The following is a 17,540-nucleotide window of genomic DNA, read 5'->3' on the forward strand; positions in this document are numbered from 1 at the left end:
GCCTGCCGCAAGATCGGCTACCGCGGAGCCGGCACCTTCGAGTTCCTTTTCGAAAACGGCGAGTTCTACTTCATCGAGATGAACACCCGGGTCCAGGTCGAACACCCGGTCACCGAGCTCATCACCGGCGTCGACATCGTTCAGGAACAGATCCGCGTCGCCGCAGGCCAGAAGCTGCGTTACAAGCAGAAGGACATCGAGTTCCGCGGCCACGCCATCGAATGCCGCATCAACGCGGAAGACCCGTTCAAGTTCACCCCCTGCCCGGGCAAGATCAGCAACTGGCACGTGCCCGGCGGCCCCGGCGTACGGGTGGACTCCCACGTGTACAACGGCTACACGGTGCCCCAGCACTACGACTCGATGATCGGCAAGCTGATCACCTACGGCGATACCCGCGACCAGGCCATCCGCCGCATGCGCATCGCCCTGTCCGAAATGCTGGTGGAAGGTATCAAGACCAACATCCCGCTGCACCAGGAGCTGATGCTCGATGCCCGCTTCGTCGAAGGCGGCACCAGCATCCATTACCTGGAGCACAAGCTGGCGGGGCGCAACGAAGTCAGCAAGAACTGATGTGGATCTCGGTCATTCTGCAGGCTGATGCCAAGCGCGCCGAGGCCCTGTCCGAGGCGCTGATGGAGCACGGCGCCCTGTCGGTGAGCATCGATGACGCCGACGCCGGCACCGAGGCTGAAAGGCCCCAGTTCGGCGAACCCGGCATGTCTCCGGCAAGCCTGTGGGACCACAGCCGCGTCATCGCCCTGTTCGACACCGACACCGACCTCGCTGCGGCCCTGGCTACCGCCTCGGCCGCAGCAGGGCTCGCTGCCGTGCCGCCCTTCACCATCGAGGAAGTGGAAGAACAGAACTGGGTGCAGCTTACCCAGAGCCAGTTCGACCCGATCCGCATCACCGACCGCCTGTGGATCGTGCCTTCGTGGCACGAGTCCCCCGACCCCAGCGCCATCAACCTGATCCTCGATCCGGGCATGGCCTTCGGCACCGGGTCGCATCCAACTACCCGGCTGTGTCTCGAGTGGCTGACCACCGAGATCCAGCCGGGCGTCAGCGTGCTCGACTACGGCTGCGGCTCCGGCATCCTGGCCATCGCCGCGGTCAAGCTGGGGGCAGGTGAAGTCACTGGCGTCGACATCGACGAGAAGGCCGTCGAAACCGCTGCCGACAACGCCGCCAACAACGCAGTGAGCCTGCACCTGCAGGTGTCCGCCAAGCCCCTTGAGGGCACCTTCCAGCGGGTGGTCGCCAACATCCTGACCAATCCCCTCAAGATGCTCGCCCCGCTACTGGCGGCCCGCGTCGCCCCGGGCGGCAAGCTGGCCCTGTCGGGCGTCCTGGAAGCCCAGGCGCAGGACGTCATCGAGGCCTACGCCCCGTACATCACCCTGCGGGTCGGCGCCACCCACGAAGGCTGGGTTCGCCTTGAAGGCGATCGGCCGGAGCAGGCGGTCTCATGATCCTGGCGCGCTGCCCGGAGTGCTCCACCACCTTCCGGGTGCGCCCCGAGCAGCTGCGCGCCCGCCAGGGGCGCGTGCGCTGCGGTCAGTGCAACCATGCCTTCAACGCCCTGGAAACGCTGGTCGAAGAAGGTACTGCTGCCCATCCGCAGCTGCAGCCGCCCGCGAGCGGGCCTGCGCTCTTCGTACTCGAAGAGAAGCCCGCCGACGTCACCGGCCCAGCGGAGCGCATCGATCCCTATGACACCTGGCCTCCCGCCGAGCCGGCGCCCGGCGATGACCCAGCAGCCCTGCCCGCGCTCACCGAAGCCGAGCCCGAGCCCGAGCCCTACGGGAGCATGGAGCCGGTCATCGAGTTCGGTGCAGACTTCCTCCCGGACGAAGCCCGGCCCCGCGAACCCGCGGATGCGGGCATCGACATCACCGCTGCCGTCGAAGCCCTTCTCCCGGACGACAACGAGGCCACGCCTGAAACGCCTCCCGCCCTAACAGCCATAGACGACGACGGACGGCAGGAGCCCGTAGGCACAATCATCGGCGACACAGATGAAGAATGGTCCGCCCTGGAGGCGGACATGCCGGACGAGGCCTCTACGCCCACGGGCCTGGCCAAGGAAGCCACCGATGCCGCACGCCCCGGTGACGCGTTTCCGGTCGAATCCGTTCCAGGCTTCGACGACATCCCGACCTTCGAGCCCTCTCGGCCGGAGGAAGACTCGCCTCCCGCCTTCGACGCTGCCCCCCTGCCGGACAGGCTTCCCATTCCCGACTCCCTGTCCCTGGATCTCGACACCCTGTACGACGAGCCTGCCGATGGCGGCCGGGTGAACAGCACGGCCGGCGCATCAGCCCTGGAATTCGGTCTTCCGCCAGAAGTAGAGCCTCCCGAAGCACCAATCGACTTCGAGACCCTGATCCACACCCGCGACCCGGGACACGCCGGCGAAGCCCTGGCCCAGGCCGACGCTGCCGCCGGGCACACTGCGCCCGTGACGCCCGCCCCGGTCATCACGCCCCCCCCGGTTGCGGACGCTGCCGACGACGAGGATGACGACGCCGACACCGAGGAAGTGGAAGCACCCCGCAGCCCCGCCCTCAGTCAAGCCCTGTGGGCCGCAGCGGCCACCCTGCTGACCCTGGGGATACTTGCCCAGGGCGCACTCGTTTTCCGCAACGAGATCGCCCTGTCCTCGCCCCAGCTGCGCCCCGCCCTGGAAAGCCTGTGCGCCGGCCTGGGCTGCGACCTGCCCCTGCCCCGCCACGCCGCCGACATCGCCATCGAGAGCTCGGACATCCAGCCCGATGCCAGCCGCGAAGCCTACTTCACCCTGCACGCCACCCTGCGCAACCGGGCCGAGTTCCAGCAGACCTGGCCCCACGTGGAAATCACGCTCACCGACGCCCGTGACAAGGCCCTGGTGCGGCGCGTCCTGGAGCCCGCTCAGTGGCTGCCGGCCGATGCCCCGAGGGATGCCTTCCCGGCGCGGGGAGAAGCCGCCATCCGGGTGGCCTTTGAAGCACCGGGCGTAGCGGCCGCAGGCTACCGCGTCTACGCCTTCTACCCCTGACACTACCCGGCCCGGCCGGAACGGATCACCTCTGCTTCAGGTCCACCGCCCGGCGCTCCCGACACAAACCCTTACTCTCGCCGACCCGCCCCATGTCCACGCTCATCTGCGGCTCCATCGCCTTCGATTCGATCATGGTGTTCCATGACCGCTTCCGCAACCACATCCTCCCCGAGCAAATTCATATCCTCAACGTCTCCTTCCTGGTGCCCGAACTGCGGCGGGAGTTCGGGGGCTGTGCAGGGAACATTGCCTACAACCTCAAACTGCTGGGCGGCGATCCGCTGATCATGGCCACGGTGGGTGACGATGCCGGCCCCTACCTGGAGCGCCTTGACCGCCTCGGCCTGGCGCGCACCCACGTCACTCAGGTGCCCGGGACCTTCACCGCCCAGGCCTTCATCACCACCGACCTGGACGACAACCAGATCACCGCCTTCCATCCGGGTGCCATGGTGCATTCCCACCGCAACAAGGTAGAGCACACCCGCGGCGTCACCCTGGGCATCGTGTCACCCGATGGTCGCGACGGCATGCTTGAGCACGTGCGCCAGTTGGCGGAAGCAGGCATCCCCTTCGTCTTCGACCCGGGCCAGGGCCTGCCCATGTTCAATGGCGAAGAACTCCTCGGTTGCCTGCAACTGGCGGACTACTGCACGGTCAACGACTACGAGGCCCGCCTGCTGTGCGAGCGCACCGGACGCAGCATCGAATCCCTCGCTGGCGAAGTCAGGGCCTTGATCGTGACCCGCGGCGGTGAGGGCTCCGAGATTCATGCCGACGGCCAGAAAATGTCGATCCCCTGTGCGACCCCTGCCAGCCTCGAAGACCCCACCGGCTGCGGCGACGCCTACCGGGCCGGGCTGCTCTATGGCATCGAGCACGGCATGGACTGGGAACAGACCGGGCGCCTCGCCTCATTGATGGGCGCCATCAAGATTGCACACCGCGGCGGGCAGAACCACGCCCCGTCCCGCGACGAGATCGGGGAAGCCTACAAGGCAGCCTTTGGAACACGACTTTGGTAAAAGGAAACGCGATGCGACTACTGAATCTAGGCCTCTCCCTCCTTGCCGCCGTAACCATCACCGGCTGCGCCTCCGGCCTTGGCGGCGGTGACTATGAACGCACCGAAGCACGCCGCGTGATGAGTGTGCGCATGGGCGTCGTAGAAGGCGTCCGCCCGGTGAAGCTCGAAGGAACCAACTCGCCCATCGGCACCTTGGCTGGCGCGGCCGTCGGCGGCATCGCCGGCAGTACGGTCGGCGCAGGCAAGGGCGCAGGCGTCGCTGCCGTGGTCGGTGCAGTGGTAGGCGGCCTGGCAGGCGCCGCCGCCGAAGAGAGCATGACCCGCAAGCAAGGCATCGAAGTGACCCTGAAGATGGACAACGGCGAACTGCTGGCCATCGTCCAGGAAGACGGCGGCGAGAACTTCGCCCCCGGCGAGCGCGTGCGCCTGCTCCAGGATGGGCGAAATACCCGCGTCACCCGCTGAGGCTGTCGACGGGCTGCGTCACGGGCCCGTCATCACCGCTTCACGGTAACGCAATGCAGCATTTCCACAATGGCGGAAACCTCATGAGGATTCCGCCATGCTGCAAAAGGAACAACGAACCACCCATCGCCCGGGCCGCAATCTGCACGTCGGTCTGGCCACCTGCCCCACCGAGATCCTGGAAGCCCAGAAGCTACGCTACCGGGTTTTTGGCGAAGAGATGGGCGCCCGCCTGCCCACCCGCGTTCCGGGCGTCGACCGGGATCTCTACGATGCCTTCTGCGATCACCTGATCGTCCGCGACGAGGACGCCGGGCGCATCGTCGGCACCTACCGCATCCTGTCCCCGGCATCGGCCCGGGAAGTCGGCAGCTACTATTCCGAGAACGAGTTCGACCTGACCCGCCTGCGCCACCTGCGCGGCCGCATGGTGGAGATCGGCCGTTCCTGCATCGACGCCGACTACCGCTCCGGCGCCGTGATCACGCTGCTGTGGGCCGGCCTGGCCCGCTACATGCTGGAGAACAGCTACGACTACCTGATCGGCTGCGCCTCGATCAGCATGGCCGACGGCGGGCATGCGGCGGCCAGTCTGTATAATCGTCTGAAGGAAGAACACCTGTGCCCGCTCGAGTACCGCATGTTCCCGCGCACGCCGCTGCCGCTGCAGGCGCTGCGCCAGGATCTCGACGCCGACACCCCCCCGCTGATCAAGGGCTACCTGCGCGCCGGCGCCTGGATTTGCGGCGAGCCGGCCTGGGACCCCGATTTCAACACGGCCGACCTGCCCATCCTGCTGCCGGTTTCCCGGCTCGACGCGCGCTACGCCAAACACTTCATGGGACGCAAGGACTGAAACCCGCCAACCGCCTCCAGCCCCTTACCCGCTATGCCCGCCTGGCCGGCCACCTGCTGGCCGCGGTGGTGCTCACCGCGGTGGTCGTCCCCTTTGCCTCACCGGCACGGCAGTTGGCGCTCCGACAGCGCTGGTCGGCCCGCCTGCTGAAGATCCTCGGCATCCGCCTCCACGCCGACGCCCCCTTCATTGGCCCCGGCAGCCTGATCGTCGCCAACCACGTGTCGTGGCTCGACATCTTCGTGATCAACGCGGCCTTTCCGACCACCTTCGTGTCCAAGGCCGAGGTGCGGGAATGGCCCCTGGCCGGCTGGCTGGCCACTCGGCACGAAACCGTGTTCCTGCGCCGGGGCAGCCGTGGCCATGCACGCATCGTCAATGGGGAAATCGCCACCCTCCTCACTCAGGGCCGGCACGTGACGGTGTTTCCGGAAGGCACCACCACCGATGGCAGCCATGTGCTGGGGTTTCACGGGGCCTTGCTGCAGGCAGCCATCGAGGCCAAAGCACCGCTGCAGCCCATCTCCATCGCCTATCGCCAGCCCGACGGGCAATACACCCGGGCGCCGGCCTACGATGGTGATCTGAGCCTGCTGGACAGCCTGAGGGCCATCGTGGCGGAGCCGCAGATCATCGCCCGGCTGAGGGTCGGCGAGCCCCTTTCCGTCGTTGACACACCCGACCGGAAAGCCCTCGCCCACCTGGCACGGGACCGCATCGTCGCCGGCATCGCCGACTGACCGACCGACAACATCTCCTCAGCGCCCCCGAAGCGAAACGTCCTACCGGATGCGGATCTCCTGCAGGTGCTGCCCGATGGTGGCGGGAGGGACTGTGGGGGCGACTTCAGTCGCCCCCACACGTCAAGCTGACGTTCTGAGGTTTGTCACACGCACTCAGGACGGCTTGACCTTGCCATGGGTGAGCCCGGGGCAGGGCACCTGGAACACGGCCTTGTCCTCCAGACGCACAGCGGTGAGCTCCCGCCCCCACAGGCAACCGGAATCCAGGGCCATCAAACCCGGTTCGATCTTGAGCCCGAGGGCTGACCAGTGTCCGACCACCAGGGTGGTGTCAGCGCTCAGGCGCCCCGGCACCTCGAACCAGGGCAGATAGCCCTTGGGCGCCCGGGCCACCTCGCCCTTGACCTTGAAGTCCATCACCCCTTCCGGAGTACAGAAACGCATGCGCGTCATGGCATTGACAACCACCCGCATGCGTTCGTAATCCCGCAGCTCCTCACGCCAGGCGGCCGGCTCGCTGCCCCACAGGTTATTCAGCAGATCTGCATGGTAAGGGCCCGCCAGGGCACCCTCGACCTCCCGGGCCAGGGCCCGGGCCTGAGCGACGGTCCAGCCCGGCAGCAGGCCGGCGTGGACCATGGCGAAACCGTTCTCCACATGCATCAGCGGCCGGGTGCGCAGCCAGCCCAGAAGCACCTCCCGGTCCGGGGCATCGAGCACCGCCTGGATGGTGTCGTCCTTGCCCCGGTTGCGCACGCTGCCATAGGCCACCATCAGAAGGTAGAGATCGTGGTTGCCGAGGACGGTCACCGCCGCCGGCCCCAGGTCACGAACATAGCGCAGGGTGTGCAGGGAGTCGGGCCCGCGGTTGACCAGATCGCCCACCAGCCACAGGCGGTCCCGGGCCGGATCGAAGGCTACCCGCTTGAGCAGGGCCGTGAGGGACGCAAAACACCCTTGGATGTCGCCGATGGCGTAAGTGGCCATGGTCAGTGCGGTCCGTCGGAGCGGAGGGGGTGACGCGCTCCCCGAGGGGCGCGCGAATGGTGAGCGTGGGAATGTCTCATGTCAGGTCAGGCCCGCTGCGCGTTCTTTTCCACCACCAGCAGGGACGGGGTGGAGGGATGAGAGGGGGCATATTCCGGCACCCAGCGGCGCAGCTCGCCACGCACCTCGGATGCGCCGACGGCCCGACGTTGCCGCAGCCACAGCAGCAGGGCATCGAGCCAGCCGTCGTCGACGGGCTGGGCGCGGGCGATACGCAATTTGGGGTGATGGGTGGCGCGGGTGTGCTCGCTGTCCGCCAGCACTTCTTCGTAGAGCTTTTCACCCGGGCGCAGACCGGTGAACACGACACGCACCTCTTCTTCCGAACGGCCGGAGAGGCGGATCATGTCCCGGGCCAACTCGGCGATGCGCACCGGCTCGCCCATGTCCATGACGAAGATCTCTCCGCCCTGCCCCATCGAACCCGCCTGCAGCACGAGTTGGGCGGCCTCGGGAATGGACATGAAGAAGCGGGTGATCTCAGGGTGGGTCACCGTGACCGGCCCACCCGCTGCAATCTGTTCCTGGAACTTGGGGATCACGCTGCCCGCGCTACCCAGCACATTGCCAAAACGGACGATCTCGAACTGGGTCTTGCCACGGCTCGCCAAAGCCTGGCAGACGCGCTCGGCCAGACGCTTGGTGGCTCCCATCACGTTGGTGGGATTGACCGCCTTGTCGGTGGACACCAGCACGAAGCGCGACACGCCATAGGCCACCGCACTGCGGGCCACCTGCCAGGTGCCGAGCACATTGTTGCGCACAGCCTGCCAGGCATTGTCGTCTTCCATCAGAGGCACATGCTTGTAGGCCGCCGCGTGGAAGATCACATGGGGGCGATAGCGAGCAATGACCTCGTCCACCCGGATCGCATCCTTCACGTCACCGGCCAAAGCCACCAGCTGAACGTTCTGAAAGTGCAGCCCAAACTCCTCGGTCAGCCGGTACAGACCAAACTCACTGACATCGAAGCAGACCAGCACGGAAGGTTCAAAGCGCGCGATCTGGCGGCACAGCTCCGAGCCGATGGAGCCGCCAGCCCCTGTCACCATGACCGCCTTGCCGCGCAGATAGTCCCGCACTTCGACATCGTCGATGCGCACCGGATCACGGCCCAGCAAGTCCTCCACATCCACTTGGCGGACCTCGCTGAACTTCACGCGCCCGGTCATCACGTCATCGAGGGCCGGCACGATCATCGCCTTGACCCCCGCTCGCACACAGGCGCTGGCCACCGACCGGCGGACCTGATGACGCTCTCCCGGCATGGCGATGATGGCGTGGCGGACCTTGAGCTCCTGGGCCAGACGCTCGAGGTCGGCAATGCGCCCGATCACCTTGCACCCATACACTTCACGCCCCTGACGGGCGCTGCTGTCATCGAGTAGCCCCACCACCCTCCACTCGGCGGAGCGTGACAACTCGCGCACCAGGCTCATCGCCGCATCGCCCCCCCCCAGCACGATCACCGGCTGACCGAGTGCGCGCAGCGCGCCGTAAAGGTGGAACTCCTTCCAGGTGCGGTAAAGCGCGCGCGTCCCGCCGGCATAGATGGCCAGCAACAGGGGCTGCAACAACAGGACCAGGCGCGGCACGCCGGGGTTGTAGCGCACCGCCACCACCACCACCAGCGGCGTCACCACCGCGGCCACCGCAACGGCCCGGGTGATACGCAGCAGATCCGGCAGGCTGGCGAAGACCCACACCCCCCGATACAGCCCGAAAGCCCGCAGGATGCCGCCCTGCACAATCACCGCCACCCCCAGCCCCACCAGGCAGGCAGGCATGAACTCGGCCTGCACATCGAAATTGAAGCGCACCAGGTAAGCCAGCCACCACGCCAGGGCAACCCCGACCAGGTCGGACAGGAACACCAGAAAGGAATAATAGTTCTTGTTGATCAAGGCGTTGGAGCTCCGGTCTGATGACGCCGCCAGGCGCTGTCGATCCGGTAACCCAGGACCAGGTGAAGGGATACGCACATTGTAATGATGCCGCACTGCAGCGAGAACCCCAGGGGCAGCGCCGCCACTGCTGCAGCCCCGGCCACGGCCATCAACGCATAGGCCAGCAGAGCCGTGCGGCGATGCCCCACACCTATCTGCACCAGGCGCTGGTAATAGTGCGTGCGGTGGGCCTCCCACACCCGCTCACCGCGCAACGCACGGCGCAACAAGGTTACACTGGCATCCAGAATGAAAGGGGCGAACACCAGCAGCGGAAACCACAGGGGCCAGGCCCCGCCCTCCCGGCCAGCCAGCCCGAGGGCCCCCGCCAGGAAACCCAGGGGCACCGAGCCGGCATCCCCCATGAAGATCCGCGCCGGGTGAAAGTTGAAGACCAGAAAACCGGCTGCCGCCGCCGCCACCGCGCCACACACCAGCGCCAGCCCCTCTTGACCGCCCAGCGCTGCCGCCAGCGCATAGGCTGAAAAACCGAACAGGGCCATACCCCCGGCCAGACCGTCCGATCCATCCATGAAGTTGTAGAGATTGCCCATCCAGACCAGGCCAAGGCCAAGGAGCAGCACCTCCAGCGCACCCCCCCCCGGGCCCAGCACGGCCAGGTAGAGCCCGGCCACCAACACCTGAACAAACAGACGCGAGCGCGCCGACAGGCTGAAGCGGTCATCCGCAAGGCCGACCAGAGCCAAGCCTCCCGCCCCGGCCAGGGCCGCGCCCAGGGGCAGGCTGCCCAGGCCGGCAACCCACACCAGCGCGCCCCCCACCAGCAGCCCGGCCATCACCCCAACCCCGCCCGTGCGCGGCGTGGGCGTGACATGCAGCGAACGCTCGTTGGGTTGATCAAGAAAATACAGCCAGGACCCCGGCCGGCAACACGCGCGCGTCACCCCCCAGGCCACCACGAAGGCCAGCACCGGCGCCAGCAAGGCCAGCAGCTCACGCATGGAGCATCTCCCGCAGACCGGCTTCCAGCCCGGTGCCCGCCCGCCAGCCCAGCTCGGCCTCGATACGCGCTGACGAATAGCAGGCCGACCCCAGCAGGCGGGCCAGCGCCTCGCTGTCCAGGGGCACGCGCCGCCGGGTCAGGCCCTCCACGGCATCGCCGCAGCGGGCCAGCCCATGCAGCACCGCCCGGGGTACGGCCCAACCGACCGGCGGCATGCCCAGGCTCTGGCGCAAGGCGTCGTACAGCCCGCGGCCCGACGGCGTCACCGGATGCGCCACGATGTAGGTTCGGCCCGCCGCGCGGGCATCCGCCGCCACCAGGCGCATCGCCGCCACCAGATCACTCACATGCACGAGGGAGCGCCGGTTGCCCGTTTCCGGCAAGGGCGGAAACAGTCCACGCCGCACCAGGGCGGCCATGCGTTCAAGATTGCCCCGGCCACCAGCGCCGAACACCATCGCCGGACGCAGCACCGTCACCCGCATGCTGTAACGCTCGCCCGCGGCCAGCACGGCCGCCTCGGCCGCCCGCTTGGCGCGGCCATAGGCCGAATCCGGCGGCACCGGCCAGTCCTCATCCACGCAACCCTCACCGGGCTCCCCCACCGCCTTGACGCTGGAGAGAAACACGAAGCTGGTCACACCCGCCCGGCCAGCCGCCTCAGCCAATACCCGGCTGCCTTCAAAATTGACCTGCCAGTGACGCGCCTCTTCGTCCGCCCCGAGGGCGCCAAAGGCATGCGCGTGGCCAGCGCAGTGAAACACCGTCTCGATGCCGCAGCAGGCCAGATCGAGGGCGGCCCAATCATCCCGATTGGCCAGATCGCCCTGCACCTCATCCAGACCCGGCTGGCCGCGGGTGAGCACCCGGGGGGACAGGCCAGCGGCCCGCAAGGCCATGACCAGCCGCCGGCCAATGAAGCCGCGCCCGCCGGAAACGAGGATCCGATGCCTGCTCAAAAGCCCTCCCGGCGGCGCTGATAGCTGGCGAAGCGCGGCACGCCGTCGGGGGTCACGGCGCGATACTGGTAGGTGACGAGGGAGCCCACCGGCGGCGGGTTGCGCCGCTCCGCATCGCTCAAGCCGGTGCCGAGTTCGAAGCGCAGACCGGCCGGCGTCTCCACCTGCAGCGCCCCCAGCATGCCGCTCAGACGCCCCTTGCCGGGCAGATGCCCCACCACCCGGGCCTCAGCATCAAACAGGGGCTTGAGCTTGAGCAGCGCGTCACTGCGGCCGGTCAGATAGAGGGCGTCGTCCCGGTGCAGCATCAGGCCTTCGCCACCGCCCGCCACCACCTCGTCAAGGCGCGCCTGCAAGGCCTGGCGATCGGCCACGCGAAACTGCTCCACCAGCTGCAGCCAGGGAACGCCCGCCCTGGCAACGACGCCACGCAGGCTTTCGATCCGGTCGGTGAAGGTGCCAGCCCCGTCGGGCTGCTCGAACACCATGTACTTGACCTGCCGCCAGTCGGCATCACGGGGCACCTGGCGGCGCACGATGCCCGACAGGGCATCAAAGCGCCCACGGGCGATCCACAGCTCCCCGTCCAGGGGCTCGGGCGGCAAGCCGGCAATGAACCAGGCCGGCGCATGAACCGGCCGCCCACTGCGAAAACGCAGGCTGCGACCGTCCCACACCGCCCGGGCACCATCGAGCTTCTCGCTGACCCAGTAGCGGGTGACATCCACCTCGCCACGCAACACCTCGGCCAGGAGCAATGGCGGCGCAGCCTCGACGGCGTGCACCTGGGGCATGCCGCCGAGCAGCGCCAGCACACAGGCCCCCCGACACCACCAGCCCCGCCCGAAAGAAAAATCCATCCTCACCACCACCCCATGCCAAAGCCGTATTCAATCCATGCCGAACGGGCCCGCGACAGGCCTGCCGCCCCGTGTTTCCAGCGGCTCGCCATGATGCACCATATCGACAGCAAGCACATGCTCACCCCCCGGCCGATCTCCCGAAAGGAGGGCCGTCGCTGCCCCGCAATGATAAAATCCCGGCCCTGATTCGGGCCTTGAAAGAGTGTAAGTCGAGCTTTCAGGCCCACCCGCCCGCTCCACCCGACGACTTGCCTGGAACCCGGTGAATACCTCTCCCATCGACGTCATCGTTCCCATCTACCGGGGCCTGGCAGAAACGCAGCGCTGCATCGAAAGCGTACTCCATGCACGCCAGCAGACCCCCTTCGAACTGATCGCCATCAATGATGCCGGCCCCGAACCTGCGCTGACAGCCTGGCTGCGCGAGCTGGCCGCGGCGGGCCGCCTCACCCTGCTGGAGAACGAAGCCAACCTGGGCTTCGTGCGCACGGTGAATCGCGGCATGTCCCTGCACGCCGACAGGGATGTGATCCTCCTCAACAGCGACACCGAAGTGGCCAACGACTGGCTCGACCGCCTCGCCGCCTGTGCCGCGCGCAATCCCCGGGCCGGCACCCTGACGCCCTTCTCCAACAACGCCACCATCTGCTCCTACCCCTTCGAGGGCTGGACCGGCGGCGTCCCCGGCACCCTCGGCCTGGCCGGCCTGGACAGCCTGATCGCCACCACCCTGGCCGGGCAGGTGGTCGACATCCCCACCGGGGTGGGCTTCTGCATGTACATCCGGCGCACTTGCCTGGATGAAGTCGGCCTCTTCGACGCCGAACGCTTCGGCCGCGGCTATGGCGAAGAGAACGACTTCTGCCGCCGCGCCGCCGCCCGCGGCTGGCGCAACCTGCTGACGGCCGACATCTTCGTGTTCCACGAGGGCGGAGTGAGCTTCTCCGAGGAGCGCGCCGCCCTCCAGGACCATGCCATGAAGCAGCTCCTGGAGGCCCATCCCGACTACCTGGAGGTCGTGGGCGCCTACATTGCCCGCGACCCCGCCGCCCGGCTGCGCCGCGCCGTGGACCAGGCCCGCAGCGCGCAAGGTGGCGCCGAGGAGGCCGCTGTGGTCGGCGAGCGCAGCGGCCCCATCCCCTTGCCGACACCGGCGCCACGACCCGCCCGCCCGGTGCAACTGCACATCAGCCACAGCTGGGGTGGCGGCACCGACCGCTGGATCCTCGACTACTGCCGCACCGACACAACCCGGCGCAACCTGCTGCTGCGCTCCCGCAGCCATCGCAACGCCGCCGGCTTCCGCCTGGAACTCGTCGAGCCGGCCGTGGATGCGCCGCCCCTGCTGGCCTGGGACCTGGCCCTGCCGATCCGCGCCTGCGCGCCGTCCCATCCCGAATACGCCGCCCTGCTCGACGCCGTGCTCACCGACTTCCACGTGGGCAGCATCCTCGTCTCGTCCCTCATCGGGCACAGTCTCGAAGCTCTCTCCAGCGGCTTGCCCACCGTGGTGGTGCTCCACGACCTGTTCCCTTTCTGCCCGGCCCTGTTTGCCTGCTTTGACGGCGCCTGCAGCGATTGCCCGTCAGCCCGGCTCACGAACTGCCTGCAGGGCAACCCGCTCAACGTCTTCTGGCACAACACCGTGGACGCCGACTGGCACCGCCTGCGCAGCGCCTACGCGGCCCTGATCGCCCGGCCCGAGGTGCAAGTGGTGGCCCCGAGCCGCAGCATCCATGACCGCTGGGCGGCCCTGCAGCCCGGGCTGGCCGGCAAGGCATGGACGCGCATCGAACACGGCATCGCCCTCCCGCCCACCTCCTCCCCCGGCGCACCCACACCCGCTGGGCGCCGCCCCCGCCTCCTGGTGCCCGGCCGGCTGGCGCCCCACAAGGGCCTCAATCTGCTACGCCAGGCCCTGCCGGCCCTGTGCCGGCACGCCGACATCCTGCTTCTGGGCAGCGGCGACTTCGGCCGCGCCTTCAAGGGTATGGCGGGGATCGAGGTCATCGAACACTACGCGCACGCCGAACTCCCGCGTATCGTCCGCGACTTCGCCCCCGACCTGGCCCTGCTCGTCTCGGTGCTGCCGGAGTCCTTCAGCTACACCCTGAGCGAGATGTTCGCCCTCGGTGTTCCGGTGGCCGCAACAGGCATCGGCGCCTTTGCCGAGCGCATCGACGACGGCCTCACCGGCCTGCTCTTCGCCCCCGATGCCGACGCCCTGGTCCGCACCGTCAGCACCTGCCTCACCCAGGCCGGGCAACTCGAGGCCCTGCGCCGAAACCTGGCGGCCCGCCCGGTACGCGGGCTCGACGACATGGTGGCCGCCTACAACGCCCTGCTCCCCGCCCCCGGCGCCGGGCCTGAGGCAGGCGCGGCCGGGCGGCGCCTGGACGCCCTCCACCAGCGGGCGATCGACGATGCCCGCCACCACCAGGAAGCCAGCGCCTTGCGCGATACCGTGCAGCACCAGGCCGCCGCCCTGAACGCCCGGGATGAGCGGATTGCCCGCCTGGAAGAGCAGGTCCACCACCTGGACACCCGTCTGCGCGAGCTCCACGCCTCCCGCTCCTGGCGGCTCTCCGCCCCCCTGCGTGTCCTTGGCCGCGGCGCCCGCCGCTTCGCCGGGCCAGCGCTGCCGGGGTTGGCTGTCGCGCCCGCGCCCCAAGCCATAGCAGCAAGCCCCCACCCACTGCCCATGCTGGACGCCGCCGCCCGGCGCGAGGTGCGCGAGCGGGTACGCCACTGGTTCGGCATTCCCGACCAAGGGCGGATCCTGCTGTCCCTCGGCGCACCGGCCGACAGCGCCACGGCCCAGCGCTACCTTGCCCTCGTCCAGCCCCTCACCGCCGCCCGCAACGACCTCAGCGCCATCATCGCCGGCGTCACCCCGGACGCGCCCTGCTGGAACGACTGCCGCGAAGACATGGCCACCCTGGTCGCCACCCGGCAACTCTTCCTGGCCGAGTCCCTCCACGATCGGGACGCCTTCCTGCTCGCCGCCGACGCCTTCCTGGCCCTCGACGCCACACGCCTGGAGCGGGACGGCCCCAACGCCCTCGAAGCCGGGCTCCTCATCCTGCGCCCAGCCGGCTGCACCACGCCGGGCTGGCAGCCCGCAGCACCCGGCCAGGTCATCGACGCCCCATCCACTGAAGCCGCCCGCCTCGCCCTGCAGGCATGGCTCGACGGTCACCACCCGGCCTCAACCCCATGACCGCCCCCAAGATCAGCGTGATCGTTCCGGCCTTCAACCACGAGGCCTACATCGTCGATGCCCTGCACAGCGTCCTCGCCCAGACCCTTGGCGACCTGGAGCTGATCGTCATCGACGACGCCTCCCGGGACGGCACCTGGGACGCCATCCAGTCGATCCGTGATCCGCGCCTGCGCGCCTTGCGCCACGAAAACAACCAGGGCGCCCACGCCACCCTCAACCAAGGCCTGGGCCTGGCCAGCGGCGACTTCCTGGCCATCCTCAACTCCGACGACGCCTTCCACCCCGAACGCCTCGAACGCCTGGTGGGCGCCCTCGGCAACACCCCGCGCCTGGCCTTCAGCGACGTGGCCTTCATCGACAGCCACGGCCAGCCCGCCCCCGACCATGAACGGGCCCGGGACTACGCCGCTGCCCGTGCCCTGTGCGCAACCCAGCCCCCCGCCAGCTGGCTGCTCACCAGCAACCTGGCCATCACCACCTCCAACTTCGTTTTTCCGCGAGCGCTGCTCCGGCAGGTGGGCGACTTCTCCGACCTGCGCTACACCCACGACTGGGAATGGGCCCTGCGGGCCAGCGCCGATGCCGCCCCCGTGTGGCTGCGCGAGCCCCTGGTGCGTTACCGCGTGCACCCCACCAACACCCTGGCCGAAGACGACGTGTGGCGGCACGTCCACGAAAACGCCTACATCCAGACCCTGGCCCTGGCGGGTAAGCTGAGCGGCCTCGACGCCGCCGGCGCCTGCACCGCCCTGCTCCATAACGCCAGCCTTCCCCCCCTGGCGACCCTGTGCTTCAGCATCGCCGCCCGCCGCCTGGCCGATGACGCCGCCCTGCGCGCACTCACCCGCCCGGGGCCCGATGGCTGGTTCCTCCGCAGCCTGGCCCGGGCCACCGGCCTGGACGAGCGGATCTTCCTGTCGGCACGCCGCCTGTCCGAGCAGCAAACCGCCCTCGAAACCCAGGCCGCCCTCATCGACGAACGCTGGGCAACCATCCAGCAGATGGACGCGGGCATCGCCGAGCGCGACATCGCCCTCAAGGCTCAGGCCGATCTGATCGAGGAACGCGCCCGGGCCATGGCCCACATGAGCACCGAGATCGCCCACCGCGACGAAGCCATCATTGCCCAGGGGAAACTGCTGGAAGAGCGCTTCGGAGCAATGGAGGAGATGGGGCGGGAGATCCATCAACTGCAAACACGCATCGACATACTCGAAGCCAACCCCTTGAACCGGCTCAAGCAATTCGTCAATCGACTGAGGCGACGCCTCCTTCGTCCGCTCAAATGAACCCCACTCCATCGTCACCCACATCAAGGCGTCTCGACAGTCTGGATCTTCTGCGTTTTTTGGCCGCAGGGGCCGTCCTTTGCTACCACTTCTACTTCATTGGCCCTCTTCAGGGATTTTGGCCGAAATCGATTTTTCTGCCTTGGGCACACTGGGGAGATCTGGGCGTTGACCTGTTCTTTGTCATCAGCGGGTTCGTCATCACCCTCACCTCAGACAATCGTGGCGCGGGCGATTTCCTAAAAGCCAGGGCAATCCGCCTTGTACCCGCATTCGCCGTCTGCTCGAGCATTACCGCTACGATGGCCATCACGTTGCCAGGCGTCAATGCCACGGAAACCCTGACCCGCTGGCTCGCCAGCCAGATGTTTTACCCACGCCTGTTCGGGATCGAACCGCTCTCTTCGGTTTACTGGACGCTCGCCGTGGAAATCCACTTTTATGGAGTTGTCGCACTCCTGATGGCGCTTGGCGTCTGGAAACGCCACAACGATTTAATCCTCTGGATCTGGCTGGTTTGCGCCTTCATAGTCCAGTACTTCGACGGCCCCGGCTGGCTGGCGCAAGCCCTGATCACGGAATATGCAGGGCATTTCTCGGCGGGCATCATTCTCTATCGTCTCCACGCAGGCAGACAGCCACGTTTCGCCATAGCGGCGCTGCTCGTCTCCTGCGCACTGATCTCCAAGCATATCCAGCACATTGACGAGTGGCTGGGCGGAAGTTTTCAGGAGTTCTTTTCCCCCGTTAGCATTGTCCTCGCCGCCCCTGGCCTGATCGCGCTCGTCCTGCTGGCGGCCAGGGCCCCCCCCCTGCCGCGTCGCCTGCCCCCCATTGCACAGGTTCTGGGTGCCATGAGCTATCCGTTTTATCTGATCCATGCAGACCTCGGCTTCTGGTCCCACGCCATCTTCGAAAGGAAGCTGTTCGGTCAGTTTCCCTTACTGACGGAGTGGATCAGCTACCCCTTGATGACAATTGGTGCACTCGTCCTATCCCTGCTGATTTCGTGGCTCGTAGCGAGCAGAATCGAACCACCACTCCAGATCAAGCTCAAGCAATGGCTGCTGCGCATCCCGCGGAACCAGCACGACCCGCTTGAGACCTAA

General features: G+C 67.8%; 14 protein-coding genes and 1 pseudogene. 10 read left to right on the forward strand and 5 right to left on the reverse strand.

Going from position 1 to position 17,540, the window contains the following annotated elements:
- The 7 genes and pseudogenes from ACIQ09_RS00005 to ACIQ09_RS00035 all read left to right on the forward strand — a co-directional run.
- A pseudogene (locus ACIQ09_RS00005) lies at nucleotides 1-576 on the forward strand (acetyl-CoA carboxylase biotin carboxylase subunit); the annotation flags it as partial.
- Complete coding sequence (gene prmA, locus ACIQ09_RS00010; RefSeq protein ID WP_398304192.1) at nucleotides 576-1,478, forward strand: 50S ribosomal protein L11 methyltransferase; 903 nt, start codon at nucleotides 576-578, stop codon at nucleotides 1,476-1,478. The pseudogene ACIQ09_RS00005 and the gene prmA, both read left to right, overlap by 1 nt.
- Complete coding sequence (locus tag ACIQ09_RS00015; protein WP_398304195.1) at nucleotides 1,475-3,046, forward strand: DUF3426 domain-containing protein; 1,572 nt, start codon at nucleotides 1,475-1,477, stop codon at nucleotides 3,044-3,046. Before prmA ends, ACIQ09_RS00015 begins: the two co-directional genes overlap by 4 nt.
- A gap of 92 nt (nucleotides 3,047-3,138) precedes the next feature.
- A complete protein-coding gene (locus ACIQ09_RS00020; RefSeq protein WP_398304198.1) occupies nucleotides 3,139-4,074 on the forward strand; it encodes a carbohydrate kinase family protein in 936 nt (311 codons plus the stop codon).
- 11 nt (nucleotides 4,075-4,085) lie between these two features.
- Nucleotides 4,086-4,541 (forward strand): glycine zipper domain-containing protein, encoded by a 456-nt coding sequence (locus tag ACIQ09_RS00025; protein WP_398304201.1) that lies wholly within the window; start codon nucleotides 4,086-4,088, stop codon nucleotides 4,539-4,541.
- A gap of 97 nt (nucleotides 4,542-4,638) precedes the next feature.
- The gene (locus ACIQ09_RS00030; RefSeq protein ID WP_398304204.1) at nucleotides 4,639-5,397 is read left to right on the forward strand and encodes a GNAT family N-acetyltransferase; all 759 of its coding nucleotides are present in this window, start codon (nucleotides 4,639-4,641) and stop codon (nucleotides 5,395-5,397) included.
- A gap of 65 nt (nucleotides 5,398-5,462) precedes the next feature.
- Nucleotides 5,463-6,137 carry a lysophospholipid acyltransferase family protein gene (locus tag ACIQ09_RS00035; protein ID WP_398304207.1) on the forward strand — a complete coding sequence of 225 codons (675 nt, stop codon included), beginning with the start codon at nucleotides 5,463-5,465 and terminating at the stop codon, nucleotides 6,135-6,137.
- A 156-nt stretch (nucleotides 6,138-6,293) separates the two neighbouring features.
- On the opposite strand, the gene ACIQ09_RS00040 is transcribed toward ACIQ09_RS00035, so the two are convergent.
- From ACIQ09_RS00040 to ACIQ09_RS00060, 5 genes are all read right to left on the reverse strand, one after another.
- Nucleotides 6,294-7,127: a symmetrical bis(5'-nucleosyl)-tetraphosphatase gene (locus tag ACIQ09_RS00040; RefSeq protein WP_398304210.1), complete on the reverse strand. Its 834-nt coding sequence runs from the start codon at nucleotides 7,125-7,127 to the stop codon at nucleotides 6,294-6,296.
- A gap of 86 nt (nucleotides 7,128-7,213) precedes the next feature.
- Entirely contained in the window at nucleotides 7,214-9,091 is a 1,878-nt protein-coding gene (locus ACIQ09_RS00045; RefSeq protein ID WP_398304213.1) for a polysaccharide biosynthesis protein, read from the reverse strand.
- A complete protein-coding gene (locus ACIQ09_RS00050) occupies nucleotides 9,088-10,095 on the reverse strand; it encodes a glycosyltransferase family 4 protein (protein ID WP_398304216.1) in 1,008 nt (335 codons plus the stop codon). The genes ACIQ09_RS00045 and ACIQ09_RS00050 overlap by 4 nt, the downstream gene beginning before the upstream one ends.
- The gene (locus ACIQ09_RS00055; RefSeq protein ID WP_398304219.1) at nucleotides 10,088-11,056 is read right to left on the reverse strand and encodes an NAD-dependent epimerase/dehydratase family protein; all 969 of its coding nucleotides are present in this window, start codon (nucleotides 11,054-11,056) and stop codon (nucleotides 10,088-10,090) included. Before ACIQ09_RS00055 ends, ACIQ09_RS00050 begins: the two co-directional genes overlap by 8 nt.
- A complete protein-coding gene (locus ACIQ09_RS00060; protein WP_398304223.1) occupies nucleotides 11,053-11,916 on the reverse strand; it encodes a DNA ligase in 864 nt (287 codons plus the stop codon). The genes ACIQ09_RS00055 and ACIQ09_RS00060 overlap by 4 nt, the downstream gene beginning before the upstream one ends.
- A gap of 265 nt (nucleotides 11,917-12,181) precedes the next feature.
- On the opposite strand from ACIQ09_RS00060, the gene ACIQ09_RS00065 reads away from it, so the two are divergent.
- Genes ACIQ09_RS00065 through ACIQ09_RS00075 form a run of 3 tightly spaced genes read left to right on the forward strand, consistent with a single transcriptional unit; the run spans nucleotide 12,182 to nucleotide 17,540 of the window.
- Nucleotides 12,182-15,139 (forward strand): glycosyltransferase, encoded by a 2,958-nt coding sequence (locus ACIQ09_RS00065; protein ID WP_398304226.1) that lies wholly within the window; start codon nucleotides 12,182-12,184, stop codon nucleotides 15,137-15,139.
- Nucleotides 15,136-16,431 (forward strand): glycosyltransferase family 2 protein, encoded by a 1,296-nt coding sequence (locus ACIQ09_RS00070; RefSeq protein WP_398304230.1) that lies wholly within the window; start codon nucleotides 15,136-15,138, stop codon nucleotides 16,429-16,431. Before ACIQ09_RS00065 ends, ACIQ09_RS00070 begins: the two co-directional genes overlap by 4 nt.
- The gene (locus ACIQ09_RS00075; RefSeq protein WP_398304233.1) at nucleotides 16,428-17,540 is read left to right on the forward strand and encodes an acyltransferase family protein; all 1,113 of its coding nucleotides are present in this window, start codon (nucleotides 16,428-16,430) and stop codon (nucleotides 17,538-17,540) included. Before ACIQ09_RS00070 ends, ACIQ09_RS00075 begins: the two co-directional genes overlap by 4 nt.

Source organism: Zoogloea sp., from assembly GCF_044344315.1.
Taxonomy (GTDB): domain Bacteria; phylum Pseudomonadota; class Gammaproteobacteria; order Burkholderiales; family Rhodocyclaceae; genus Zoogloea.